Origin of the sequence: Archangium sp., from assembly GCF_045802675.1 — a bacterium.
Taxonomy (GTDB): domain Bacteria; phylum Myxococcota; class Myxococcia; order Myxococcales; family Myxococcaceae; genus Archangium.
The window spans coordinates 62066-86857 of sequence record NZ_JBJMQO010000110.1; the positions used below are offsets into that span (position 1 = coordinate 62066).

Genomic DNA, 24792 nt, shown 5'->3' on the forward strand with positions numbered 1-24792 from the left:
CGTGGCAGGGCACGAGGTCGCCGGGCCATGGCTATTCCTTCCCCGGCCCTCGGGACGTGGCCAGGAAGACGGGGAGCGCGACCACCGCGACGAGGGCGGCCTGCCACACCAGCACCGGGGGCAGGGGCTTCTGGACGTGGATGAACAACGAGCGCCCGAGCGCCACGCCCAGCAGCACGCCCGTGAGAGTCCGCACCGCATTGGAGCCACTGGCCGGACGGAAGCGGCCCACGGCCCAGTCCACGAGCGCGGGCACGGTGAGGCCGAGCACCACCGGCACATCCCATGGCCACGTGAGGGGAGCGCGCAGCTTGAACAGGGCCACCATCACGGCCAGCAGCACCGGGTACGTCCCCAGGCAGCGCGCGCACACCCGCACGCCGCCGAGCAGGTAGGTGCGGTTGTACTCCTCCTCGTGGTGGTGGCTGAGCCAGAACACCCTACCCTCCCGAGAGCTGGGGCGCGCCCGCGTCCGCCCCGTGCGGCGTGGCCTTCCGCGCGTCCTCTTCCACCAGGAAGCACGCGGAGGTGTGCCCGTTGCCCAGCTCATAGAGGGGCGGCGTCTCGCGCCGGCACCGCTCCATGGCGTACGGGCAGCGGGGGTGGAAGTGGCACCCGGGCGGCGGTGCGAGCGGAGACGGCACGTCCCCCTGCAGGATGATGCGCGAGCGCTTGCGCTCGGGGTCCGGCACCGGCACGGCCGACAGCAGCGCCTGGGTGTACGGGTGGCGTGGCTTCCGGTAGAGGTCCGCCGCGTCCGCCAGCTCCACGATGCGCCCCAGGTACATCACCGCCACGCGGGTGGAGACGTACTCGACGATCTTCAGGTCGTGCGCGATGAAGACGTAGGTGAGCCCCAGCTCGCGCTGCAGGTCCACCAGCAGGTTGACGATCTGCGCCTGGATGGAGACGTCGAGCGCGCTGATGGGCTCGTCGGCGACGACCAGGTCCGGCCGCAGCGCGATGGCCCGGGCGATGCCGATGCGCTGGCGCTGGCCACCGGAGAACTCGTGCGGATAGCGGTCCAGCGCATCGTGCGGCAGGCCCATCAAATCCAGCAGCTCCACCACCTTCGCCTCGCGCTCGCGGCCGCGCTCCAGTCCGTGGATGGCGAAGGGCTCGCCCAATATCTCCCGCACCGACAGGCGCGGGTTGAGCGAAGCATACGGATCCTGGAAGACGAGCTGCATCCGCCGCCGCAGGGGGCGCAGCTCGCGCTGGGAGAGGCCCGTCAACTCGCGGCCCTCGAATTGGATGGAGCCGGCCGTGGGCTCCACGAGCCGCAACAGCGTGCGCCCCAGGGTGCTCTTGCCGCAGCCGCTCTCGCCCACCAGGCCGAGCGTCTCGCCGCGCCGCACGTCGAAGCCCACCCCGTCCACCGCCTTCACGGTGCCCCGCACGCGCCCGAGCAGCCCCCCGCGCACCGGGAAGTACGTCTTCACGTCTCGCACCCGCAGCAGGGGCTCGGTCATGGCGCGGGCACCGGGTTGTGGCACGCGGCCTCCTGGCCCTCGCGCTTGGGTTCCAGCGCCGGATCCACCCGCGCGCAAATGTCGAGGGCGCGCTCGCAGCGGTCGCGGAAGCGGCAGCCTCCGGGCAGCCGGAGGAGGCTCGGCACCATGCCCGGAATCGTCTTCAACCGCGGACGCTCCCCCGCCCCCCCCGCCGCCTCGAGCGCCGGAATGGAGCGCAGCAGCCCCGCCGTGTACGGGTGCGCCGGCTGGCGGAACAGCGCCTTCACCGGAGCCCGCTCCACCACCCGGCCCGCGTACATCACCACCACCGCGTCACAGCTCTCGGCCACCACGCCCAGGTCGTGCGTAATGAGCATCACCGCCATGCGGCGCTCGGTCTGCAACCGCTTCAGCAGCTCGAGGATTTGAGCCTGGATGGTGACGTCCAGCGCGGTGGTGGGCTCGTCGGCGATCAGCAGCTCCGGGCCGCACGCGAGCGCCATGGCGATCATCACCCGCTGGCGCATGCCGCCCGAGAGCTGATGCGGATAGCTGTCCACGCGCTGCTCGGGGGCGGGGATGCCCACCTGCCGCAGCATCTCCACCGAGTGCTCGCGCGCGGCGGCCCGCGACAGGCCCTGGTGCAGCCGCACGCCCTCGGCGATCTGCTCGCCCACCGTGTAGACGGGGTTGAGCGAGGTCATCGGCTCCTGGAACACCATCGAGAGGTGGCGGCCGCGCAGGCGCCGCATCTTCCCCTCGGGGAGCGCGAGCAGCTCCTCTCCCCGGAAACGAATCTCCCCGCCCACCACGCGGCCGGGCGGCTCGGGCACCAGCCGCATCACCGAGAGCGCGGTGAGGCTCTTGCCGCAGCCGCTCTCCCCCACCACGCCCAACGTCCCACCGGGCGGAATGGAGAAGGACACATCGTCCACGGCGAGCACCCGGCCCTCTTCGAGGGAGAGCTGGGTCTTCAATCCGCGGACATCGAGGAGGGGCTCGGGCATGGGGCTCACGGCCGGACCAGAACACCCGGCCCGGGGCGTCACTTCCGGGACAGCTCCTCCAGGAACTCCTCCTCGCGGATGATGCGCTTGCGGATGAGCAGGCGGATGAGGCTGGCCACCATGCGCGCCGGCTTCACCTTCTCCGTGTGCAGCGTCGCCTCGGCGCCGTCCGCCATCCGCTCGATGTCCTCGAGCACCTTCAGGTCATCCTCGGAGATGTCGGGCAGCTCCGGGGCGGGAGGCGGCTGCGGCAGGCCCTGGGCGGCACCGCCGAAGACGACCACGGGCACGCCGCCCTTCTTCTGCGACGCGGCCGCGGGCGGATTCGAGGGCTCCGCCTCGCCGAGCAGCTCATCGAGGACCTCCTCGCTCTCCTGCGGGGGCGGAGGCGGGGACATCGAGGGCTTCAGCACGGGCGGGGACCGGGGGGAGATGAGGGTGATCTCCTCGTCCTCATCGTCCACTGGCGGCGGTGCCGGGGGCACTGGCGGCTTTGACTTCAAGGCGGACCTCGGGGTGATGAGCGTGATGTCGTCGTCCTCGGGCGGCGGGGGCGGCGCCGAGGCAGGCATGTCGTCCCAGTCGAGCAGGGCCGAGAGCGCGGCGGAGGGCGACGCCGGGGAGCTGTCCGTCTCCCCGTGCCAGCTGCCCGCGACCACGGGGGGGCTGCCGTGCTCCAGCTCCAGCGGATCGCCCGCGTCGGCGCCCAGCTCGAGCGCCTCCACCGCCCGGCCACTCACCAGGTCGAGCGCCTGATCCAGGTCATCCTCGGCGGCCACGTGCACGCGGATGGGTTTGTTGAGCTGGAAGCTCAGCTCGTCCACCACCGTCAGGTCCGAGGGATCATCCACCGCCACGTGCAGCCGCTCGCCGCGCCCCTCGCGCTCGAGCCGGAACACGACGACGCGGTGCTCGGCCTGGAAGTCGAGCGACACGAGCGAGCGCACCTGCTCGGGGATCTCCGGCAGCTCGACGAAGGGCAGGTCGTACTGGCGCGCCAGGGCGCGGGCCACCGCCGAGGCCGAGGCGAAGCCCAGGGTGATGATGACCGAGCCGAGCCGTTGGGAGTTGCCATAGGCGCGCTGCTGCCCGAGCGCCTTGCGCACCTGCTCCTGGCTGACGGCGCCAGACTCGATGAGGAGCTCGCCGATCTTCTTGCGCATGAGAACCGGGGGGAGGAGGGCCTACCGCTTGACCTTCGCCAGGTACTCCTCGCGGCTGAAGACGCCCTTCTCGATGAGCAGCTCCACCATGGCCTTGAGGGCCGCCACTTCCTTGCGCTGCACCTCTTCCACGCTGCGCAGGAGGTCCACCGGGCTGCCACCGCCGCGCACCGCGGGCGTCTCGCGCGAGGCGGCGGGGGGCATGGGGGCGGGGGTCCGGGCCGCAACCGGAGCCGGAGCCGGAGCGGGGGCCGCCGCGGCCGGGGCCACGTCCTTCAGGGCCTTGACGACCGTGCGGCCCTGGGCGTCCACCACCTTGAAGTTGGTGTCCGCGTCCGCCAGCTCGCCCTGGTCCTCGTAGAAGCGCGCCATGGCCCGGGCGATCGCCGTGCGCCCGGCCACGTTGGGGATGATGCGGCACTTGGTGACGGCGCGCAGCTCGTCCAGCTGGCGCACGTTGAGCGGATCCGCGATGGCCACCACCAGCGTCTTGCCGTCGTCGCGCAGCTGCAGCGGCAGCACCGCGAAGTCGCGCGCCGTCTGCAGCGGCACCCGGCCAAGCACGTGCGGTTGGATTTCCTTCACCGCATCCAGGTTGACCGCGGGAATGGCGAGCTGCTTGGACAACGCCCTCACCAGGATGTCCTCGGACACGAGGTTCATCCGCACCAGGATCTCTCCCAGCTTCCCGCCCCACTTCGCCTGCTCCGCGAGCGCCGCCTTGAGCTGGCTCTCCTGGAGCACGTTCGCCTTGATCAGCAGTTCACCAAGCTTGATCTGTGCCATGTCGCAGTCTTGGGGAGTCCGAACGGACCCGCCGGTCGATTCACTCTACCTGAGATTCCAACGATTGCTGAGTTCTTCGCGAGGCTCGCTCAGGAACCGGGCGAGGCAGGTGGCAGGGTGACGGGAGGCAGGGCCTGGCCCCCCTCGTCCACGTCGATGACGGGGACGTCCTCGGGCGCGGAGAGCTCGAAGAGGGTGAGGTCCGGGGACTGGTTGAGGGTGATGTCGGTGTAGCGCAGGCCCAGCGAGGTATCCGCCGTGGAGGCCGTGAGCTTCACCTCGTGGGGGAAGACGAGCTCGCCCTGCTCCTTGAAGTGGTCGTACTCGAGGCCATAGGCGGGGGCCCCGCGCACCTCGCTGCGCACCACCTGGAGGTATTTGGGGTGGATGTGGAGCACCTGGGACACCGCTCCCCGCTGGAGCGTGAGGACGTACAGCCCCTCCTTCGTGTCCAGGTGGAGCGTCATGCGCTCGGCGGGGATGAAGGGCACCTTGCCGAGCATGACGGAGACCAGCTCCCCGCTCGGCAGGGCGATGGGCAGGAAGCGCGACAGGTTCTGGGGGGTGGCGGGGCCCTGGTAGTACTTGTTCTCCTGGGCCTGGAAGAGGCCGAAGCGCTGCCCGTCCGTCACCAGCACGGCGATGGGCCGGTTGAAGAAGTCGAACATCTCCACGCGGAGCAGGCCCGGCCGGGAGACGGACAGCCAGGCGGAGACGGTGCCCGAGCCCTGGGGGGACTCCACCCGCACCTTGCCGTCTCCCTGGAGCGTGGCCACCCGGTCCTGGGCGGCGCTCGTGAGGCGGAAGAGCTCGTCGGCCCGCGTTATCTGGCCGTTGGCACCAAAATCAATGCGCTTGGGACAACCTGAACAGAGGATGGCCAGGAAGATTGCGGCGGCTGCGCGGTTCATGGCTTAAGTCTCGCGCCAGGCGACCTCCCTGGCCACCATCCGAATGAGCATTTCCGACCTCCTCCACTACCTGCGCATCGGCGGCTTCACGCTCGCCTTCCTCCTGCTCGCTTCCGTGGTGGCCATGGGTGTGGCCATCGAACGGTTGATCGCCCTCTGGGGGGTGAGCGAGCGCTCCCGGGCCCTGGGGGACACCGTCCACAAGCACCTGCTGCGCGGTGACATCACCGCGGCCCGCACGGCCTCCGAGCGCTCGGACGCGGCCGTGGCGGACATCTTCATCGCCGGCTTCGACCGCTTCGAGCGCACCCGGGGCACCTGCGACGGGGTGGACTCGGCGGTGGAGCGCGAGCGCGCCCAGTTGGGCCTGCGGCTGCGGCGCAACCTGTGGCTGCTGGCCACCATCGGCTCGCTGACGCCCTTCGTGGGCCTGTTCGGCACGGTGGCCGGCATCATGAGGTCCTTCAAGGATCTGGGCCTGGACGTGTCGGCCGGAGGCACGGGCGGCACGGGGGCGGTGATGACGGGCATCTCCGAGGCGCTGGTGGCCACGGCGGTGGGCATCCTCGTCGCGGTGCAGGCCATGGCCTTCTACAACTACTTCCAGGCGCGGCTGTCGCGCGTGCTCGTGGAGCTGCGGCTCATGGGCGACGAGTTCGTCGAGCTGCTGCGCGAGCGCCCGGTGAACCCCGCCACCACTCCCGCCTCCACCGCTGCGGCTCCGGGCGCGGTGGAAGCACGTCCCCAGCCGGAAGCCTGAGGTCCACTCACATGGCAATGGGTAAGGCACCAGGGGACGGCGAGGGCGGCGACGACGTCGGCTTCGCGGAGATCAACATCACCCCGCTGACGGACATCTTCCTCGTGCTCCTCATCATCTTCATGGTGACGAGCTCGGTCATCGTGCAGCAGGCGCCCAGCGGGGGCGCGCAGGCGGGCCTCAAGGTGAACCTCCCCAAGGGAGGCACCACGGACGTCACCGCGCGCGCCACGGACCTGTCGGTGGCCATCCTCTCGGATGGGCGCTACGTGCTGGGCGGCAACGTGGTGGGCGAGGACGAGCTCAAGCGCGCCTTCGCCGAGGCCCAGCAGAAGAACCCGGACACCATCGTCATCGTCCAGGCCGACGAGGGCGTCCCCCACGGCACCGTGGTGCAGGTGATGGAGATGGCCAAGAGCGTGGGGCTCGGCCAGCTCGCCATCGGCGTGCGCGAGGCGAAGTAGCCCCGGCGTCACTCCTGCCTCCACCCCCCCATGAAGAAGGCCACCCGGGTCTCCCCAGGTGGCCTCTTTCATTTCAGGAGCGCCGGGCTCGGGCTCAGATGGTGCCGAACGCGAGGTTGGAGATCTCCACCGGGGAGGAGTCCTCGGTGGCCATCATCCGCGCGGCCTGCTCCACGTTAGGCAGCACGTTGCGCGCGTACCACAGGGCGCTGAACTTCTTGCCCTCGTAGAAGGCCTTCTCGTCGCCCGAGGCCTTCTCACCCACGCGCTCGGAGATGACGGCCGCATCCAGCAGCAGCCAGCCCACCGCCAGCTCGGACATCATGTTCAGGAAGCGGTTGGCCGACAGGGGGATGAGCCCCATCTTCGCCGGATCCTGCGACCAGCCCAGCACGGCCATGGCGCTCGCCATCACGCCCTCCTGCGCCGCCGCGAGCTGCCGCACCGCATCGCCGAGCACCTTGTGCTCGCGGTTGGCCTCGATGAACGCGCCCACGTCCGCCATGAACTGCTGGAAGTTGGCGCCGCCCGCCTGCCCCATCTTGCGGCCCACGAGGTCCATGGCCTGGATGTGGTTGGTGCCCTCGTAGATGGAGAAGATCTTCGAGTCGCGCGTGTACTGCTCCACCGGGTAGTCCTGGCAGTAGCCGGCGCCGCCGTACACCTGGATGGCCTGGGCGCACAGCCGGAAGGCCTGGTCCGAGCCATACGCCTTCACCAGCGGCGTGAGCAGCTCCACCTGCCCGCGGTGGTAGGCGGCCTGGTCATCGTCCTTGCCCGCCAGCATGTGCGCCTTGTCGGTGTGCATGGCCAGCTTGACGAGGAGCGCGCGGATGCCCTCCACATGCGCCTTCATCTCCAGCAGCATGCGGCGCACGTCCGGGTGCTCGATGATGGGCACGCGGGGAGCGGTGGGGTCCTTCCACTTGCTCACGTGCGCGCCCTGCTTGCGGTCCTTCGCGTACTCGAGCGCGTTGAAGTAGGCCGCGCTCGTCAGCGCCAGGCCCTGGATGCCCACCGCGATGCGCGCGCCGTTCATCATCTTGAACATCTGGCTCATGCCGACGTTCTCGATGCCGCCCACCAGCTCGCCCACACAGCCGTCGCTCTCGCCGAAGTTGAGCACACAGGTGGCCGAGGCCCGGATGCCCATCTTGTGCTCGATGGAGCCCACGGTGACGTCGTTGCCGCCGGCCAGGCTGCCGTCCGGCTTCACGCGAATCTTCGGCACGATGAAGAGCGAGAGGCCCTTGGTGCCCGGGGCCGCGCCCTCGATGCGCGCCAGCACCAGGTGCACGACGTTCTCCGCCAGGTCGTGGTCACCACCGGAGATGAAGATCTTCGTGCCGCGGATGCTGTAGGTGCCGTCCGCGTTCTTGCGGGCGGTCGACTTGGCCGCGCCCACGTCCGAGCCCGCGTGCGGCTCGGTGAGGCACATGGTGCCGCCCCAGGTGCCATTGAGCATGCGCTCCACGTAGAGCTTCTTCTGCTCCGGCGTGCCGCACTCGGCGATCAGCTCCGCGGCGCCGAAGGCCAGGCCGGGGTACATGTTGAAGGCCGTGTTGGCGCCCGAGAGCATCTCCTCGATGAGCACCTGGAGCATCATCGGGCCGCCCTGGCCACCGTGGTCCGGGCTCACCGCCACCGTCTTGAAGCCCTGCTCGTAGAGCTTCTTCCAGGCGTCCTTGAAGCCCTTGGGGGTGATGACGGCGCCGTTCTCAATCCGGCAGCCCTCGCGATCGCCCGAGGAGTTGAGGGGCCCGAGCACTTCCTTGGCGAAGCGGTACGTCTCCTGGAGGACGGCCTTCGCCTCGTCGGGACCCCACGCCTCGTAAGGGCCCTGCCCGGCGACCTGGCCGAAGCCGAACTGCTCGAACAGCGTGAAGAAGATTTCCCGAAGGTCGGTCTTGTAGGTGTTGATGCCGGCGGACATGGCCCCTCCCGTAGTTGTCGGGGCTCACGGCCGCAAAATCGACGGTCCGCGGCCCCTCATGGGACACGGGAAGGTTACGTCGATTGATTCTAGAGTCAATCCCGAATGACGCCTCGCGTTGCAGGGGCGAGCCATGGCTCGCCCCCGAGGGGTGACATCCGGACAGAAGAAGCGCCTACTTCTTGGCCTTCTTGGCGGCGGCCGGGGCGGCGGGAGCGGTGGCCGTCTTGGCGGCGGGCTTGGAGCCGGCCGTCTTCTTGCCCGACATGCTGGCGGCCCGGCGCTCCTCGTCCTCGTCGGTGCCCTCGGCGGCGGGGGCGGCCGAGGCCTGTAGCAGGCTCTCGCGCGGCACCTCCACCACGATGGGGGCCTGGCCGGCGCGCTGCCGGTTCTCGTCCTCCAGCGAGAAGAAGAGCTGGATGGTGGAGTTGCCCTTCATCACCAGCTCACCGCGCTGGTTCTCCGCCCACAGCTCCACCTCGACGAAGTAGCGGCCGCCCTCGCCGTGCCGGTCGCTCACGCGGCCCTTGCACACGACGGTGTCGCCCGGCCACACCATCTTGATGAAGCGCACGTGGTAGCGGCGCAGCTGCCCGCCGCGGGCCCAGTCGCTGATGAGCTGGCTCAGCATGCCCATGACGAGCATGCCGGGGGCATACACGGAGGGCATGCCCACGCTCTTGGCGTAGAGCTCGTCCACGTGGACGGGGTTGAAGTCACCCGAGGCCCCGGCGTAGCGCGACAGCTGCACGCGATCGATGGGGGCCTTGGCCAGCGCCGGCAGTTCGTCTCCGACGCGAATGCCTTCGAAATAGAGCTTGCGCGCGGGCATCACGGATTCTCCTTGGCGGCGCGGACGATGAGCGTCCGGCGGGCGCGAAACACGAGGTTTCCCTCCTCGTCGCGGCCCTCGTCCTCGATGACGGCGACGTCCATCTTCCCCGCCGGGCCGGTGCGCTCGAGCACGTCGGCCACGCGCGTGGCCACGAAGATGCGGTCCCCGGCGAAGATGGGCCGCTCGTACTCGAAGGACTGCTCGGCGTGCAGCAGGCTCTTGATGCCCACCCCCAGCAGCTCGCGCAGATCCGCCGCGGAGCTGAAGGACGCGGGGAACGTGGGCGGGGCCACCACGGTGGGGTAGCCCGAGGCCCGCGCGTACTCCTCGTCGTAATAGATGGGGTTGTAATCGCCGAGGGACTCGGCGAAGCGCCGGATGGCGCCCTTCTCCACCTCGTTCAGGAATGGCGGTGAGGCCCGTCCGATGGCGTTCTTGTCCAGCATGTCCCTCTCCCTTTATCGACCGGCCGGAAGCTCGAGCACGGTCAAAAGCCCGGCCTCGGCGGCCGTCACGCGCGGGGCTGCGTTCACCAGCGTGTTGGCAGTGGCCCTGTCTCCGGGCACTCCCCCGCGAATCTCCAGTATCAGCTTGGAGTCCGCATCAATCTCGATGCGATCTCCCGGGTTGTCAGCCCCCACCGCGATGGTGAGCTCCAACCGAACCCGCTCCTGCCCCTCCTCCAGACCGACCGCGGACTGGAAGATTCCCGCCACCCTCCCCTTCTTCACGGGGAAGGCACCTCCCGTAATCTCCTCCTCGGCGAACACGGGGACGATCTCCTCCTCGAAGTCGTCGCAGTCCAGGCCGAGCCCCAGCGCGCACAGGGCCGCGCTCTCCACCAGTCCCACGTGGCCCAGTTGATCCTTGTCCACCAGGGCGAAGAACTCGTCCTCGCTCAGGCCCGCGCCCACCTTGCGCTGGAGCGCTTCCCGGCGCGTGCGGGCGTCCACCACGCGCGTCACCGTGGCGTGGCGCACCGGGCCGCACGCCTGGCCCGCCGTGGCCACCAGGCGATCCATCACGAAGCCCGGATTGACGCCCGTGCCGAGCACCGCCACGCCGGCCTTCTGCGCCGCGCGCTCGAGCTTCTCGGCCTGCTCGGGATACTTGAGGAAGGGGAAGGCCAGCTCCTCACAGGTGGAGACCACCGGCAGGCCCAGGCCCACCGCCTCGAGCAGCTGGGGCATCACCTGCTCGAGCCGCGAGCCGGTGGCATGCAGCAGCACGACGCCCTTGCGCCGTCCCACCGCCGCCTCCAACGTCCCGGCCACCTTGCCCTTCAGGCCGGCCACCCCGAGCACCTCGGACAGGGGACGGCCCACCAGTTGAGGGCTGGCGTCGATGGCACCAATCAGTTCCACTTCGGGTGAGAGCTGGGCCGCTCTGGCGATCTCCTGCCCGATGACTCCCAACCCCATGACCACCACCGGGACCGGCCCTGCGGAGGCTCTAGGCATCGGAGAACTCTCCAAAAATCAAGGAGTTACACCACAATGGAGCAATGTGGCGCACCATAGACCACCCGCAGCGAGGCAGGCAAGCGGCTCGTGAGACAGGTGCTCCCTCCATTTCCAGAAAGGACAGGGGTTTCGAGGGGTTGTGCAGCGAGCAAGAACGCGAGCCCACACCTGGCGGGTGTGACCTTTGGACGGAAAGCCGTGTATAACGGCCCGGTTTCTTCAACGTCCGTCCCTTTGGGGTTGGGAGGCTGTGTTCATGGACCGCATCCTGGTAGTGGATGACGATCCTCTCATTCTTGCCGCGCTGTCGCGGATCCTCCAGTCGGAGGGTTACGAGGTCGTTACCCACACGGATCCCGCCCAGGCCGCCAAGGAAGAGGGATTCCAGGTGGTGCTTACGGACTTCATGATGCCGTTGCTCAACGGCGTGGAGTTGCTGCGCACGTTGCGCGAGAAGAACCCGCGCGCGGTACGCCTGATGCTCACGGCGGCGGCGGACTTCCGCACGGCCTCGGAAGCAGTCAACCGCGGAGAGGTGTTCCGCCTGCTGGGCAAGCCGTGGTCGCTCAGCGAGTTGACCAGCGCCGTGCGCCAGGCCTTCGAGCATTACCGGCTGGTGGAGGCCAATGAGAGGCTCACGCGAGAAGTCGCGGAGAAAAACGCGGAGCTGACGACGATCAACCGGGACCTGGAGCGCATGGTGGTCGAGCGCACCAACGGGCTCCTGGACGGTCTCATCAGCGCGCTGGACTACCGCGATACCGAGACCCAGTGGCACTCGCGCCGGGTGTCGCTCTACTCGCGCCGCATCGGAGAGGAGATCGGGCTGACGCCCACGCAGCTCGAGGTGGTGGAGCAGGGAGCGCTGCTGCATGACATCGGGAAGATTGGCGTGAGCGACACCATCCTGCTCAAGCCCGGCCCGCTCTCGCCCGAGGAGTGGGTGGAGATGCGCAAGCATCCCGAGTACGGGTACAAGATCCTCGCGAAGATGCCCTACCTGCACGAGGCCTCGCTGATCGTGCTGCACCACCAGGAGCGGTGGGACGGCAAGGGCTATCCGCAGGGGCTCAAGACCAAGGACATCGTGATCGGGGGGCGCATCTTCGCCATCGCGGACACGGTGGACGCCATCACCTCGGACCGTCCGTACCGCAAGGGCCGGCCGATGTCCGTGGCGCGCGATGAGATCAAGCGCTGCTCGGGAACGCAGTTCGATCCCGAGCTGGCCGAGGCCTTCCTGCGCATTCCGGACGCGGAGTGGCAGCGCATCCGCAAGAAGGTCGAGGACATGGAGAACGCGGAGAACGCACTCTGGGCCGGCTTCACGCCGGGCAAGGTGCCCAACCGCGTCGCGAGCTGAGCCCGCTCCTCACGGGAGCGTGGCCCTGCCCACGAAGGCGCGCAGCCAGGTCACCTCGCTGCGCGCCCGTGACTCCAGCAGTTGCTCCATGAGCGAGCGCAACGGCCACCGGTCGAGCGCCGCCCGGAGCGAGCTCATGACGGCCACATGCAGCTCATCCTCACGGGCGAAGGCCGCTCGCTGATCGCCCCCATGGCGCATGCGGGTGGCCCCCGAGGCCATGAGCGAAGCCCCCACGGTGTTCTCCAGGAGCGAGGACTGCTCGGTGAGGCTGCTCCCGATGCGCCAGAGCATGCGCCCTACCCTGCGTTGCTCGTCTTCGGTGAGCCGCTCCCGCGTGGCCGCGGCACGCCAGAGCAGCAGCAACACGCCGCGATGGCCCAGGGTACGCTCCGCCACCCCGAAGGCCGCTCCACTGGGGCAGGGCACCGCCAGTTCCTTCAGTCCTCGTCGTGCCTCCAGGAACGGCCGGGCGAAGGAGTCCTCCTTCCAGGTGGGAAGTACCGAAAGGGCCTCGAGTGCCTCCAGCTCCTGAGGGCCGAGCGGCACATTCCTCCCAGTTCCCACCATGAGGTGGAACAAGCGGAGCTGCATGGCTCGGGGAGAAGTCCCGGCGAGCTCGGCGAGCCGTTGGCGCAGCACGGGTATGGCCTCCTGGCGCAATGACACCGCGAGCCGCTCGTCGGTCAGCAGGTCGAGCGCCGCGACGAAGAGCGCGGAATCATCGAGCTCTGGCACCTGCTGGAGCACCCAGCGTGCACGCGCCTCGGAGGGATTCGAGAACAACGACGCCAGGATGAGCCGGGCCCGTGAGGAGGAAGCACGGCTCCAGGCACTCTCGAGCGCTGGTTCATCGAGGTCCGGAAGAGTGGATTCCGGCAACAGGGGGCTCTGCTGAAGATCGGGGCGGCCCAGCTCCGTCCAGGCCTCGAGAAATGCCGGCCCCCAACCCGATGGGGACGCACGTTCGCGGTCCGCCAGGAGCTGCTCCAGGATCCGCGGCTCCGGTTGTTCTGGCGCCCTGGCGCGCATCCGGACGAGAAGCTCCCGCGCCTCACGCAGTTCCCCCGCCTCCAGCGAGATGCACGCCAGGACGAGGAGCGCGGGAAGGTGCTCGGGCGCTTCCGCCAGGACCGCCGTCACTTCTTCACGCGCGCGCTGCAACCCTCCTTCAGCAGCGGCCCCCGCGGCGAGCCGGGTGCGCGACACGAGGTCCGCTGTAGGCATCGTCGAAGCCAGCGTCCGATGCGCCGACCGGCTCTTCCAGAAGCCGAAGCTCCCCGAGAGGGCGATCAGCGGTGTCGCGAGGCCCAGACCCCAGAGGAGCTTTCTTCGCGTCATCCCCGCGCTGCTCTCGTTGGGAGCCGCGTTGGAAGAATTCGGAGTGACATCCGCCATCGGAACCAAGCCTCCACGCGGAGCAGCGATGCGTAAGTCAGCGGGTTGTCGGCCAACGCACGCAGGGTAGTCCTCACGAGGCCCACTTGATGGAAACAAGTGTCCGGTTTGTTCAAGGCTCGTCGCCGAGCACACCTCAGTGGAACCGCCTCAGGACGGGAACATGGGCCATCCGATGAACACCGGGCAACAGCCTGGGCAGCTGCGCTCATTCATGCTTGCCGCTATGGCCCTGGTACTGACGACACAATGCACCGAGGGAACCGAACCTCCCGAGGGAGCAGGGAACAGTGTCGAGCAGTGTCTGACGTACAAAGAAGTCAGGGACCGGTGTAACGAGGCATTCACCGAGTGCCTGCACTCACGCATCCAAAACATCCGCAGCAAGAGCGGTGGACATAGCCTGTGCCATGTCTGTCAGGACGTCTGCATGCAAGAGAACGGGGTATGGCCGGATAGACTCTGGGATGGGAGACCATGCCGATGAGGGTGTCCGAAAGCTCGGAGGGACGCTTCGTGGAAGTGGCACGGGCGGTGGACCAACTGCTCGTGAAGACCTTCGGTGATTCCTTCGAGGAGTTGGAACCCAAGTTCAAGGCACTGGAGCGCAGCCTGTTGCGCTCTGTGGCGAAGACGAAATACGAGCGACAGGAAATAAGACGGCGCATCGCGGAGACACTCTTCACCGAAGCATACGGACGCAACTGCCCATGGCCTGCCTTCGAGCCAACCCTGCGACGTATCCAGCGGCTGGGGTACTCGAACGTCGAACGCCGCTACCATGTCGCATGTCTGTATGCGCGGTGGTGCCGGCGTTACCCGCAACACGATGACCATGAGGCCCGGCGAATGCTGGATGAGACCGACCGGAGCATTCGCCGTCTCCCTCGGGAAAGCAGCCTCCGCAAATGGCTGCTGGATGCACTTTCGAAGCTCCGTGCCCAAACGGGCTTTCAGTCCGGGGCAACGCCTGACCAGTGAAGCCCTGCTTCAGGGCTTCACCTCCACCTCCAGGAGGGTGTCGCCCTCCAGGAGTCGGTCCACCACCTCCATGCCGTGCGTCACCTCGCCGAAGGCCGTGTAGCGGCCATCCAGGTGCGGCTGCGGCGAGTGGGTGAAGAAGAACTGGCTCCCTCCCGTGTCCTTGCCCGACAGCGCCATGCCCAGCGTCGCGCGCCGGTAGGGCCTCCGGGTGATTTCGCAGCGGATGGAGTAGCCCGGGCCGCCCTCCCCGTCTCCGCGCGGGTCTCCGCCCTGCGCGACGAAGTCCGGCACCACGCGGTGGAACGTGATGCCGCGGAAGTAGCCCTTGCGCGCGAGCGCCACGAGGTTGCCCGACGTCAACGGCGCCTCCGCGTCCAGCGCCACCGTGAAGTCCCCCTTGTTCGTGCGGAAGGTGAGCGTCGCTCCCGCTGGCGCGGGCTCGGGGCGCCGCACATTCTCCGGCAGCTCCACGTGCGGGGCCCGCACGGGCTGACCCGTGAGCCCGGAGAGGGACTCGGCCGCCACCCGGCGCACATTGGCGTGCGGGTGATTCAGCCACGCGCGCAGCACTGGCTCCGCGTCCTTCCCCGCCAGCGCCACCAGCCCCTCCGCTACCGGCGCCGCCAGGTCCGGCTCCTCCGGCACACGCTCCGCGAGCGCTCGCACCCGCGGCAGAGCCTCCGCGTCCTTCAGCTTTCCCGCCACACTCGCCGCCGAGCCCGCCACCACCAGGTCCTCCCCACCCAACAGCTCCCTCACGGGCCCCGCCGCCTCGGGCACGGGACGCGATGACACCGCCTCGAGCGCCGCCAGCCTCACCCGTGAATCCGGAGACGCGAGGTACCGCACCGCGAAGCTCGCCCCTCCCCTCCCCTTCGACTGCGCCACCTCGCGCAGGCCCAGCACCAGCCTCCGCACCTCCGGCACCTGGCCGCCTCCACAGCGCAGCACCTCGTCGAGCACCCCCGTCTGACGATCCAGCGCCGCCGCCAGCCGGCAGTCGAGATTCATCAAGTCCCCTCGGGCCACCTCGGAGGCCGCGCCCGGCACCGACTCCTGGAGCACGTGCCGCAGGGCCATCAGCACCGGACGTCCCGCCTCGGGCAAGCCCTGCTGCGCCAGCGCGAGCAACGCATGGGCCGCGGCCGAGTCCCCCTTCGCCACTCGCCCGGCCCGGGGCGCCAACGCTCGCAGCTCATCCAGCGGCGTGCAGTCTCCGCTGCAACGCGCGGCCAGCTTCGCGAGCGCGCGCGCCGCCTCGGCCGATACGCGCGGCACCTCGTCTCCCAACAGACGGCCCACCACGGCCGCGTCCTCCGCTCCTCCCGCGTCCCCCATTCCCTTCACGCACAGGGCCCGCACGTCCGGTGCCTCGTCCCCGAGGCAACTCCGCAGGAGCCGCAGCCCCTCGGGACGCTTCGCGCTCGCCAGGAGGTACGCCCCGCCATACCGGGACTCCTCGGGCTGGCTGGACTGGAGCAGCACCTCCACGGGCCCGAGGGGAACCTCCGCCAGGGAAGCACCCCGGCGCGCCGCCACCCCGAGCGCCACCGCCGCCCGGCCCGACATGCCCGGACGTCCCTCCGAAAGCCGCTCGGTGAGGCGAGTCAATGCGCCCGGCGTGGCCAGCTTCCCCAGCGACTCGAGCAGGGTGCGCCCCACGCCCTCGTCCTTCTCCGCGGCCTCGGCGGCGAGCAGTGCCTCCGTCATCCGCGCCTTCTCCGCGTCCGTGAGCGGCTCCCACGAGAGCGCCAGCACTCCAGCGGCGAAGGCGGCCTCGTCGCGCACGGGCACCTCGGCGGCACCGAGCCCGGCCAGCACCGTCTCCAGCGTGGAGGCGTCTTGAATGCGGGCGAGCGCGCGCAGGGCTCGCACTCGCACCGGCGCGGGTCCCCGGGTCGCCCGTGCCACCAGCTTCCCGTCCGCCAGCGAGCGGCGATCCTCCCAGAGGGCGAACGCCTCCCCTTCCCCCGCCTCCGGAGACGGCACGGAACGGACACAACCCGAGAGCACGACGAGGCCCCACAGCAGGCAGGCGGGCACGGTGGCGCGCAGAGCTTCCATGGGGCCCCGCCTAGGCCAATTCCCCGCGAAAATCCAGGGGTTAGCCCGCAGGCCGTGTTTGACTTGGCGCATCGAGCACCGGAAGATGCTCGGCGCTTCCCAGACTCAAGGAGCGCAGGTCCTGAACTGCCCCGGCTGTGGCACCCAGGTCGCGGATGGCACCACCATCTGCCCTTCGTGCGACTACATCATCGACACCTCGTTCATCTCGACGGACGCCCCCCAGGACTCGAACGATGGGTCGGATGACGAGGTCACCCCGCCCCCGCGCAAGCCGGCCGCCTCGGCCCCGTCCCGCCCGGTGCGCACCGCCTCGGGCACGCGCGCGGGCTCCGGCTCCCGTCCCGCCGCCGTCCGCACCAATGCCGGCACCAGCGGGCGTCCCCGGTCCGCCTCCTCCACCGGCTCCCGCACCGCCGCTCCCGCCGCCTCGAGCGCGGATGCCACCAACATCAAGTCCATGGACGAGATCCTCAAGAGCGCGCCCCAGCGTTCCGCGCCCGCTCGCGGCAACACCGGCGCTCGTCCCGCCGCGCGCCAGGGTAACCCGGGCGCTCGTCCCGCTGCGGCCCCGGCCCCCGCTCCCCGGCGCGCTCCCGAAACCCAGCTCGACCCGGCGGACATGAACTACGTCCCCACCCGCGACCCCTCCGGCACCCACTCCGGCACCGGGCAGATCGTCGCCCCCGAGCAGGTCATCGACGACGTCCGCGACTTCTGGGGCGTGCTCGGCAGCTCGGACCGCATCGCCTTCGCGGGAGGCTGCACCATCATCGTCTCGGCCTTCCTCCCCTGGAAGGAGACGGCCGCCGAGGGCGACATCCTCGGCCTGATGAGCCTGGGCCTCGTCGGTGTCCTGGCCGCCATCGGCATCCTCGGCTCCATGGCCGTGCGCGTGCGCCGCACCATGCCCCGCCTCAACGTGCTCATCCCCTGGCTGGCGCAGCTCGGCATGTCCGCCTTCTGCATCCTCTGGTGCATCATCTTCATGAAGATCTCGTACGACGCCACCGAGGTGCCCTCGCCCATGGGCAACGCGACCATCATGAACTCCACGCCCAGCTTCGGCGTCGTCCTCGCCCTGCTGGGCGCACTGACGAGCCTCGGAGGCACGCTGCTCGGCCTCAAGGAGAAGCCCGTCTCATGACGTCGTCGCCCTCGCCCACGCGCGCCGCTTCCGCGAGCCCCGCCCTGCGGCGCCTGCTCGAGGCCCTCGAGGGCACGGTGCTCGGCCAGCCGCACGTGGTGGCGGACCTCGTCACCGCGTTCCTCGCGCGCGGGCATGTGCTGCTCGAGGGCGTCCCCGGCGTGGCCAAGACGCTCATCGCGCGCAGCATGGCCTCGGCGCTCGGCCTCCACTTCACCCGCGTCCAGTTCACCCCGGACCTGATGCCGAGCGACATCCTCGGCACCAACGTCTTCCGGCCCCAGGACAACGCCTTCCACCTGGTGAAGGGCCCCGTCTTCACCGAGGTGCTCGTGGCGGACGAGATCAACCGCACGCCGCCCAAGACGCAGGCCGCGCTGCTGGAGGCCATGGAGGAGCGCCAGGTCACCATCGACGGCACCACGCACGCGCTGCCCCCGCACTTCTTCGTGGTGGCCACGCAGAATCCGCTGGAGCTCGAGGGCACCTACCCGCTGCCCGAGGCGCAGCTGGACCGATTCCTCATGCGGGTGCGCGTGGGCTACCCCCCCCCCGAGGCCGAGCTGGACATGGTGCGCGCCTTCCACCAGCGCCAGGGCCGGGCCGCCCAGGTGGAGCGCGTGCTGGACGCGGCGACGCTCACGCAGCTGCAGGCCCAGGCGGCGAGCGTGGCCTGCGACGAGTCCGTCCTCTCGTACACCGTGCGCCTCATCCGCGAGACGCGCGCCAACGCCCGCGTGCGGCTCGGGGCCTCTCCGCGCTCGGCGCAGGCACTGCTGGCGGCGGCCAAGGCCCGCGCGGCCCTCAACGGCAGCGACTTCGTCACCCCGGATGACGTGAAGGCCGTGTGCCCCAGCGTCCTCAACCACCGCCTGCTGCTCAAGGCCGAGGCGGAGGTGGAGGGCCTCACCGCGGACGACGTGCTCCGCCAGACGTTGGAGCGCGTCCAGGTCCCCCGGTGAGCCCCGGCCGGCCCGTCCCCACCGGGCTCGCCGTGGCGCTCGTCGCGGCGGCCCTCGTTCCCGCGGCCCTGGCCGTGGCCGGCTCCGCCTTCCTGTGGCTCGCCGTCGCCCTGGACGCGGCGGTGCTGCTGCTGTGCGCCTGGGACTTCCTCGCCGCACCCCGCGCCTCGGACCTCGAGGTGCGGCGAGTCGTGGAGCCCGTCCTCTCCTCGGGCATCCCCAACCCCGTGCGCCTGGAATTGAGCCTGCTCGGCGTGAAGCCCGTGCGCGGACGGGTGCGCGACGAGGTGCCTCCGGGCGTGGACGTGCGCGGGCACCAGCAGCCCTTCTCCCTCTCGCCGGACGCGCCCCACGCCACCGTCGCCTATACGCTCACCCCGCCCGCGCGCGGAGATCTGCACCTCGGTGACGTGCACCTGCGCCTCCTGGGCCCGCTGGGGCTATGCGCGCGCCAGGTGCGCCTGCCCGCGGCCCGGGACGTGAAGGTGTACCCGGACCTCACCGCCCTCACGCGCGAGGCGCTGGCGCTCGCCGTCACCTCGGACGCCCCCTCCGAGCGCACCGTGCGCCGCACCGCCGAGGGCCGCGAATTCGAATCCCTGCGCGAGTACCGCACCGGCGACGACTACCGCACGGTGGACTGGAAGGCCTCGGCGCGCCGGGGCCGCACCATGGTGCGCGTGTACCAGCCCGAGCGGAACCAGCCCGTCCTCCTGCTGCTCGACTGCGGGCGCCACATGGCGGGCCGGGTGGACGGCCGGCGCAAGCTGGACCACGCCGTGGACGCGGCGCTGCGCCTGGCCAAGGTGAGCCTGGACGCGGGCGACATGGTGGGCGTGCTCGCCTTCGCCAGCGACGTGCGCGCCTACCTCCCGCCGCGCAAGGGCCACGAGCACCTGCGCCTGCTCACCGAGTCCCTCTACCGCGCCGAGGCCTCCCTCGAGGAGAGCGACTACGGCCGCGCCTACGACTTCGCCTTCTCCCGCTCCTCGCGCCGCTCGCTGGTGGTGCTCTTCACGGACCTGGTGGACCCGGATGCCTCGGGCTCGCTGCTGGCCCGCACGCTGGCCCTGCGCCCCCGCCACCTGCCCGTGGTCGCCTCGCTCCTGGACGAGGACCTCCAGGCCGCCGCCACCACCGTCCCCCCCACCGTGCAGGACGCCTACGCGCGACAGGCCGCCGCCCGGCTCGAGGAGGACTACCAGCGCACGGCCCTCACGCTCCGCGACTCGGGCGCCCTCGTGGTGCGCGCTCCCGCGAGGGGCTTCGGCGCCGCCGCCGTCAACACCTATCTGCACGTGAAGAGCCGGGGATTGCTGTAACCGTTTCCGTCAAGTCCCCCACGCTCCTTCCCCCGCACACATGGTGCGGCGGAAACGCTCCTGAAGAAAAAGCGTGCCAATCGCTCCGGAGCCGAGTTTTCGGCCTCGGACAAGACCCCCTTTACACGCTCGTCGCACTTCCCAAAATGGCCCCCCTTTCGTGCTACACGCCTGTGGAAGCACGTTGTTCGCTAGGACGGAGACAGGGTCTTGTCGGAAGTCGCCAGGGAGTTCAGGGACCTGCGGGTGGAGGTGGATGCGGCGGTGGCGGTGGCGGGGACGGAGGTCCGCGCGAATGCCGGGCAGCAGGGCCAGCAACTGACGCCGTTCCACGAGCGTCTGCTCGCGGAGGAGCTCACCATCAAGAGCTCCGATTCGCGCGAGCGGCTCGCCGGAGCGCTCGCTGAAGCCAAGGTGGATTTGAATCCCCACCAGCTCGAGGCCGCGTGCTTCGCGATGGACTCGCTCTCGCGCAGCGGCTGCATGCTCGCGGACGAGGTGGGCCTCGGGAAGACGATTGAAGCGGGCATGGTCATCGCCCAGCTCATGGCCGAGGGGAAGACGCGCATCCTCATCCTCGCCCCGGCCGTCCTGCGGGCGCAGTGGAACAGTGAGCTGCGCGAGAAGTTCGACCTGGAATCGGTGATGGTGGACGGCCGCACCGTGCGCGCCACGGGCAACTGCTTCGATCAGCCCTTCCCCGTCATCTGCTCGCACCCGTTCGCCGCCAACAAGGCGCAGCTGGTGGCCGAGATTCCCTGGGACGTGGTCATCATCGACGAGGCCCACCGCCTGCGGAACGCCTACCGCGCGGGCCACAAGACGGGCCAGGCGCTCCGCTCCGCGCTCAGCGGCCGCCCCAAGCTGCTGCTCACCGCCACGCCGCTCCAGAATGACCTGATGGAGCTGTTCGGGCTGGTGACGCTCCTGGACGAGCAGATCCTCGGCCCCGAGCACGCCTTCCGCAGCCGCTACCGGCTGGAGGCGGAGACGGGCGGCCTGCAGACGGACGCCGTCAACGAGCTCAAGGAGCGGCTGGCCCCGGTGGTCCAGCGCACGCTGCGCCGGCAGGTGCGCGAGTACGTGCGCTACACCAACCGCCGCTCCATCGTGGAGGACTTCGCGCCCTCGCCCGAGGAGCAGGACCTCTACGAGAAGGTCAGCGAGTACCTGCAGCGCTCGGAAGTGGCCGCCATCGAGCCGGGCAAGAAGACGCTGCTCACGCTCTGCTACCGCAAGCTGCTGGCCTCCTCCACGTACGCCATTGCCCCCACCCTGCGGCGGCTCTCGGACAACCTCACCAAGCGCCTGGAGGCGGCGAAGCTGGGCCAGCGCGCCCTCGCCCTCTTCGAGCCCGAGGAGGCCAAACAGTACGTCGAGGAAGGCGAGGAGTGGGCGGACGATCCCGCCAAGCCCGTCAGCATCCGCACGCTCGAGAACGAGATGTGGGAGCTGAAGCAGTACGCGGACCTCGCCGACTCCATCAAGGTGAACGCCAAGGGCGAGGCCCTCAAGCGCGCCCTGGAGCGGACCTTCAAGGTGATGAAGGGCCAGGGCTGGCCGGAGAAGGCGCTCATCTTCACCGAGTCCAAGCGCACGCAGCAGTACCTCTTCAACCTGCTGTCGGCCACCGGCTACGCGGGCAAGATTTCGCTGCTCTCCGGTGACGCTGGCGGCGGCCCGGAGGAGCGCCGCGCGCTGGTGAATGAGTTCCGCGACAAGACGCAGATCCTCATCTGCACCGAGGCCGGCGCCGAGGGGCTCAACCTCCAGTTCTGCAACCTGGTCGTCAACTACGATCTGCCGTGGAACCCGCAGCGCGTGGAGCAGCGCATCGGCCGCTGCCATCGCTACGGCCAGCAGCGCGACGTGCTCGTCATCAACTTCCTCAACCGGCAGAACGCCGCGGACGCGCGGCTGTACGAGCTGCTGGAGAAGAAGCTCAACCTCTTCGACGGCGTGTTCGGCGCGTCGGACGAGATTCTGGGCGCGCTGGAGAGCGGCGTGGACTTCGAGCGGCGCATCCTGGACATCTACCAGTCCTGCCGCCACCCGGACGACATCAACAAGGCCTTCGACAAGCTGCGCTCGGACATGGAGACGCGCATCAGCGCGCGCATGACGGAGGCGCGCTCGGTGCTGATGGAGCGCTTCGACGGCGACGTGCGGCGGCGGCTGCGCGTCGCCGGCGCGGTGACGAAGGAGGCCCTCGAGAAGCGCCAGCAGGGCGCCAAGGCGCTCACGGGCTCGGTGCTGGGCAACAACAGCGCCTCGGGCCGGCTCCAGGTGGCCAAGGCCGCCTACGCGGTGCGCGACCGGACGCACGACGCCATCAACTACCTGCAGCTCAACGCCGCGGGCCTGCCGGCGCGTCTGGCCCGGCTCGCGGGCAGCGAGGGCTGGTGGTTCGTCTACAAGTTCGAGACGACGGGCCTGAAGGCCGAGGAGAAGATGGTGCACCTGGTGCTCGTGCTGGAGCGTGACGGCAAGGGCTTCCGGGCCCTGCCGCTCGCGGACGGCGAGCACTTCGTGAAGCTGGCGGCCAAGGAGGAGCGGCGCCGGCAGCCCCCGTCCGCGTCGGTGTCGCTGATGCAGGAGCAGGCGCTGATGGCGGCCAAGGAGGAAATCCTCCGCGCGGCCGAGCGGCGCAACGCGCTGGAGATGGACCTGGCGCGGGAGCGGGCGGACCGCTACGCCGAGGACTGCCTCCTGGAGTCGCGCGAGCAGGTGGAGAAGGCGCGCGAGGCCTGGCAGGAGGCGCGCAAGGTGGTGTGCGCGCAGGAAGACCCCGCCGAGCGCGTGAAGGCCCGTGGCCACGCCGAGCGCCTGGAGCGCGAGTACCGCAAGAAGCTCGCCTCGCTGCGCAACGAGGAGGAGAAGCGCTACGCGGCCAAGGACCGGCAGGTGGCGGATCTGGCCAACAAGTCGAAGGTGACGGAGAAGCGCTCGCTCATCGCCTCCGCCTACTTCTGGCTGTCGTAGTCAGGGGGCTTCAACCGGACCCAGGTGGCGCCCCAGCCGCCGTCACTCTCGGAGGCGGAGCGGAACGACTCCACCTCGGGCAGCTTCGGGAGGAGCGACTGCACGGTGCGCCTCAGCGCCCCCGTGCCCTTGCCGTGGATGATGCGAACGTCGAGTACACCCTTCTGACGGCAGGCCCAGAGGTACTCGGTGACGACGTCCTTCACGTCGCGGGGGTGAAACACATGCAGGTCGAGGTTCCCATCCAGGGGTAGCTCGACCGGGACTTCCGGCTCGAAGTCGTCCGGGTCCTCAGGGCTGCCCACGGCGCTGGCGCTCCGACTCCTGCTGCCGACGCTCCGCGTCGAGACGGTGGCGCTCGCGCGCTTCCTGGAAGTCCCGGTCCAAGGTGGAAACTTCGTTACGCAGGGTGGAAAGGTCCCTACGCACGTCTTCCCAGGTGTTTCCCGCTTGCTGGCGTCTCGCGGCTTCCTCGACGCCAGCGCCCGCCCCTCCGGCCGCGGTCACGCGTACCACGAGCGCTGCAATCAGGACCGAATTCATGATGACCCCTCCAAGCAAGCTTCGTGCTCAGCCCAACGGGTGTTCATGGCGCCACATGCCCCACCATAAACGCACACCTGCGATGATCAAGAGTCCACGGTTCCGGTGTTTCCTGTGCGTGACATGACGCTGCGCGCTAGGAGGACGGCGGAAAGGGGTGCACTTCCTTCAGCCTTGTTGTTGAGCGTAACGAAGACGGGCTTACCGGCACGCAGCGCGGCGACGGAAACGCGGGCCACGGCCTCGCGGGTGCGCACGTCCTCGTCCACCAGTTTGTCGAAGGGGAAGTAGCGCTTGCGGGCCTCCTCGTAGTCGAGGTTCGGCGGCAACATCCACCGCACCACGAGGGCCGGGGCCTGCAGGGCGCGCACGCGCAGGGCCTGCTTCTCCACGGGGGGCATGTTCTTCCAGGCCGCGAGCACCGGGCACACGCCCACGTCCGCGAGCGCCTGGGCCAGGGCCTCCGTCAGCAGGGACTCGTTGCGGACCTCCACGGCGTAGAGCGGCCCTCGGGGCAGCGCGGCGAGGAAGGCGTGCAACCGCTCGACGAAGGGCCCCACCCCGCCGAGCTCCCGCGGATCCTGCGGCGGGAGCTGGAAGACGAGCGGCCCGGCCTTCTCGCCCAGGCCCTCCACGAAGGGCGCCACCACGAGATCTCTCGCGTAGGCCGCGTCGAGGAAGCGCTCGTTGAGCTGACCTCGCAGGTCGCCGTAGCGCTGGTGCACGGGCCAGCGCGCGAGGGTGCAGGCCTCGTGCGCCTTCACGAGGAAGCGGAAGCCGGGAGGCACCTGCGCGGCGTACTCGGCGAAGGCGGCGGCGGGAATGGGGGCGTAGAAGGTCCGGTCCACGCCCACGGTGCGCAGCACGGGGTGCTGGGCGTACGCGGCGAGCCCCTCGCGGGACAGACGCGCCGGAGTGGCCTGGCGGTCGTAGACGAGCCCCTTCCCCATCCAACCCGGGAACGTCCAGGACGAGGTGCCCAGGTGCAGGCCGGGGGGAAGCCGCTCCCCGAGCGCCCTCACCTCCTCGGGCTGCTCGGCGGGGCCCACGGGCTCCTCGTGCCCACGCCGGCGCCCTCGCACGGGCGTGGGGCTGGGGGCCCCGGTGAAGAGATCGAGCTGGGAGGGGTCACGGTCTGGCATGGCGCGCTCCGGCGTACTCTATTCCTAGAGTAAGCTGTAACGGCCGAACTTCCAAGGTCAAGTCGAACGATCTGCGCCCGCCCGGCGTGCGAGAAGCCAGGCGCCTATG

General features: G+C 69.8%; 23 protein-coding genes. 8 read left to right on the top strand and 15 right to left on the bottom strand.

The features are described 5' to 3' along the window. Window positions 1–31: 31 nt before the first annotated feature. The 6 genes from ACJ8AN_RS31495 to ACJ8AN_RS31520 all read right to left on the bottom strand — a co-directional run bounded on the left by ACJ8AN_RS31495 (window position 32) and on the right by ACJ8AN_RS31520 (window position 5321). Entirely contained in the window at window positions 32–439 is a 408-nt protein-coding gene (locus tag ACJ8AN_RS31495) for a DUF2085 domain-containing protein (RefSeq protein WP_407759228.1), read from the bottom strand. Between the two features lies 1 nt (window position 440). Beyond that, complete coding sequence (locus ACJ8AN_RS31500; RefSeq protein WP_407759285.1) at window positions 441–1472, bottom strand: ABC transporter ATP-binding protein; 1032 nt, start codon at window positions 1470–1472, stop codon at window positions 441–443. Beyond that, entirely contained in the window at window positions 1469–2461 is a 993-nt protein-coding gene (locus ACJ8AN_RS31505; protein WP_407759229.1) for an ABC transporter ATP-binding protein, read from the bottom strand. Before ACJ8AN_RS31505 ends, ACJ8AN_RS31500 begins: the two co-directional genes overlap by 4 nt. A gap of 38 nt (window positions 2462–2499) precedes the next feature. Beyond that, window positions 2500–3624, bottom strand: a complete 1125-nt coding sequence (locus ACJ8AN_RS31510; RefSeq protein WP_407759230.1) for a hypothetical protein — start codon at window positions 3622–3624, stop codon at window positions 2500–2502. A gap of 21 nt (window positions 3625–3645) precedes the next feature. Further along, window positions 3646–4410, bottom strand: coding sequence for a hypothetical protein (locus ACJ8AN_RS31515; protein WP_407759231.1), 765 nt, complete (start codon window positions 4408–4410; stop codon window positions 3646–3648). Between the two features lie 89 nt (window positions 4411–4499). Then, window positions 4500–5321 (bottom strand): DUF4292 domain-containing protein, encoded by an 822-nt coding sequence (locus ACJ8AN_RS31520; RefSeq protein ID WP_407759232.1) that lies wholly within the window; start codon window positions 5319–5321, stop codon window positions 4500–4502. A 43-nt stretch (window positions 5322–5364) separates the two neighbouring features. On the opposite strand from ACJ8AN_RS31520, the gene ACJ8AN_RS31525 reads away from it, so the two are divergent. Both ACJ8AN_RS31525 and ACJ8AN_RS31530 read left to right on the top strand, forming a co-directional pair. Beyond that, window positions 5365–6081 carry a MotA/TolQ/ExbB proton channel family protein gene (locus ACJ8AN_RS31525; RefSeq protein WP_407759233.1) on the top strand — a complete coding sequence of 239 codons (717 nt, stop codon included), beginning with the start codon at window positions 5365–5367 and terminating at the stop codon, window positions 6079–6081. Between the two features lie 11 nt (window positions 6082–6092). After that, window positions 6093–6545 carry an ExbD/TolR family protein gene (locus ACJ8AN_RS31530; protein WP_407759234.1) on the top strand — a complete coding sequence of 151 codons (453 nt, stop codon included), beginning with the start codon at window positions 6093–6095 and terminating at the stop codon, window positions 6543–6545. Window positions 6546–6639: 94 nt separating this feature from the next. On the opposite strand, the gene ACJ8AN_RS31535 is transcribed toward ACJ8AN_RS31530, so the two are convergent. The 4 genes from ACJ8AN_RS31535 to ACJ8AN_RS31550 form a co-directional block, all read right to left on the bottom strand. Then, on the bottom strand, window positions 6640–8478 hold the full coding sequence (locus tag ACJ8AN_RS31535; RefSeq protein ID WP_407759235.1) for an acyl-CoA dehydrogenase: 1839 nt from the start codon (window positions 8476–8478) through the stop codon (window positions 6640–6642). 175 nt (window positions 8479–8653) lie between these two features. After that, a complete protein-coding gene (locus tag ACJ8AN_RS31540) occupies window positions 8654–9310 on the bottom strand; it encodes a MaoC family dehydratase (RefSeq protein WP_407759236.1) in 657 nt (218 codons plus the stop codon). Beyond that, entirely contained in the window at window positions 9310–9759 is a 450-nt protein-coding gene (locus tag ACJ8AN_RS31545) for a MaoC family dehydratase N-terminal domain-containing protein (RefSeq protein ID WP_203403837.1), read from the bottom strand. Before ACJ8AN_RS31545 ends, ACJ8AN_RS31540 begins: the two co-directional genes overlap by 1 nt. Before the next feature lie 12 nt (window positions 9760–9771). Continuing rightward, window positions 9772–10773, bottom strand: coding sequence for a dihydrodipicolinate reductase (locus tag ACJ8AN_RS31550; RefSeq protein WP_407759237.1), 1002 nt, complete (start codon window positions 10771–10773; stop codon window positions 9772–9774). A 259-nt stretch (window positions 10774–11032) separates the two neighbouring features. On the opposite strand from ACJ8AN_RS31550, the gene ACJ8AN_RS31555 reads away from it, so the two are divergent. Beyond that, a complete protein-coding gene (locus tag ACJ8AN_RS31555) occupies window positions 11033–12139 on the top strand; it encodes an HD domain-containing phosphohydrolase (RefSeq protein ID WP_407759238.1) in 1107 nt (368 codons plus the stop codon). Window positions 12140–12148: 9 nt separating this feature from the next. On the opposite strand, the gene ACJ8AN_RS31560 is transcribed toward ACJ8AN_RS31555, so the two are convergent. Next, window positions 12149–13480 (bottom strand): tetratricopeptide repeat protein, encoded by a 1332-nt coding sequence (locus tag ACJ8AN_RS31560; protein WP_407759239.1) that lies wholly within the window; start codon window positions 13478–13480, stop codon window positions 12149–12151. Window positions 13481–14014: 534 nt separating this feature from the next. Between ACJ8AN_RS31560 and ACJ8AN_RS31565 the strand changes: the two genes are divergently transcribed. Further along, window positions 14015–14518 carry a hypothetical protein gene (locus ACJ8AN_RS31565; RefSeq protein ID WP_407759240.1) on the top strand — a complete coding sequence of 168 codons (504 nt, stop codon included), beginning with the start codon at window positions 14015–14017 and terminating at the stop codon, window positions 14516–14518. Between the two features lie 9 nt (window positions 14519–14527). On the opposite strand, the gene ACJ8AN_RS31570 is transcribed toward ACJ8AN_RS31565, so the two are convergent. Beyond that, on the bottom strand, window positions 14528–16585 hold the full coding sequence (locus ACJ8AN_RS31570; RefSeq protein WP_407759241.1) for a peptidylprolyl isomerase: 2058 nt from the start codon (window positions 16583–16585) through the stop codon (window positions 14528–14530). A gap of 58 nt (window positions 16586–16643) precedes the next feature. Between ACJ8AN_RS31570 and ACJ8AN_RS31575 the strand changes: the two genes are divergently transcribed. The 4 genes from ACJ8AN_RS31575 (at window position 16644) to ACJ8AN_RS31590 (ending at window position 22998) form a co-directional block, all read left to right on the top strand. Next, a complete protein-coding gene (locus ACJ8AN_RS31575; RefSeq protein WP_407759242.1) occupies window positions 16644–17732 on the top strand; it encodes a hypothetical protein in 1089 nt (362 codons plus the stop codon). Continuing rightward, window positions 17729–18694 (top strand): AAA family ATPase, encoded by a 966-nt coding sequence (locus ACJ8AN_RS31580; RefSeq protein WP_407759243.1) that lies wholly within the window; start codon window positions 17729–17731, stop codon window positions 18692–18694. The genes ACJ8AN_RS31575 and ACJ8AN_RS31580 overlap by 4 nt, the downstream gene beginning before the upstream one ends. Beyond that, on the top strand, window positions 18691–20016 hold the full coding sequence (locus ACJ8AN_RS31585; RefSeq protein ID WP_407759244.1) for a DUF58 domain-containing protein: 1326 nt from the start codon (window positions 18691–18693) through the stop codon (window positions 20014–20016). Before ACJ8AN_RS31580 ends, ACJ8AN_RS31585 begins: the two co-directional genes overlap by 4 nt. 210 nt (window positions 20017–20226) lie before the next feature. Beyond that, window positions 20227–22998 carry an SNF2-related protein gene (locus ACJ8AN_RS31590; RefSeq protein WP_407759245.1) on the top strand — a complete coding sequence of 924 codons (2772 nt, stop codon included), beginning with the start codon at window positions 20227–20229 and terminating at the stop codon, window positions 22996–22998. Here ACJ8AN_RS31590 and ACJ8AN_RS31595 read toward each other — a convergent pair. From ACJ8AN_RS31595 to ACJ8AN_RS31605, 3 genes are all read right to left on the bottom strand, one after another. Then, complete coding sequence (locus ACJ8AN_RS31595) at window positions 22980–23303, bottom strand: Smr/MutS family protein (protein WP_407759246.1); 324 nt, start codon at window positions 23301–23303, stop codon at window positions 22980–22982. The genes ACJ8AN_RS31590 and ACJ8AN_RS31595 overlap by 19 nt on opposite strands. Continuing rightward, window positions 23290–23541, bottom strand: coding sequence for a hypothetical protein (locus ACJ8AN_RS31600; protein WP_407759247.1), 252 nt, complete (start codon window positions 23539–23541; stop codon window positions 23290–23292). Before ACJ8AN_RS31600 ends, ACJ8AN_RS31595 begins: the two co-directional genes overlap by 14 nt. A gap of 86 nt (window positions 23542–23627) precedes the next feature. Further along, window positions 23628–24683 carry a DUF72 domain-containing protein gene (locus ACJ8AN_RS31605; protein ID WP_407759248.1) on the bottom strand — a complete coding sequence of 352 codons (1056 nt, stop codon included), beginning with the start codon at window positions 24681–24683 and terminating at the stop codon, window positions 23628–23630. Window positions 24684–24792 lie beyond the last annotated feature (109 nt).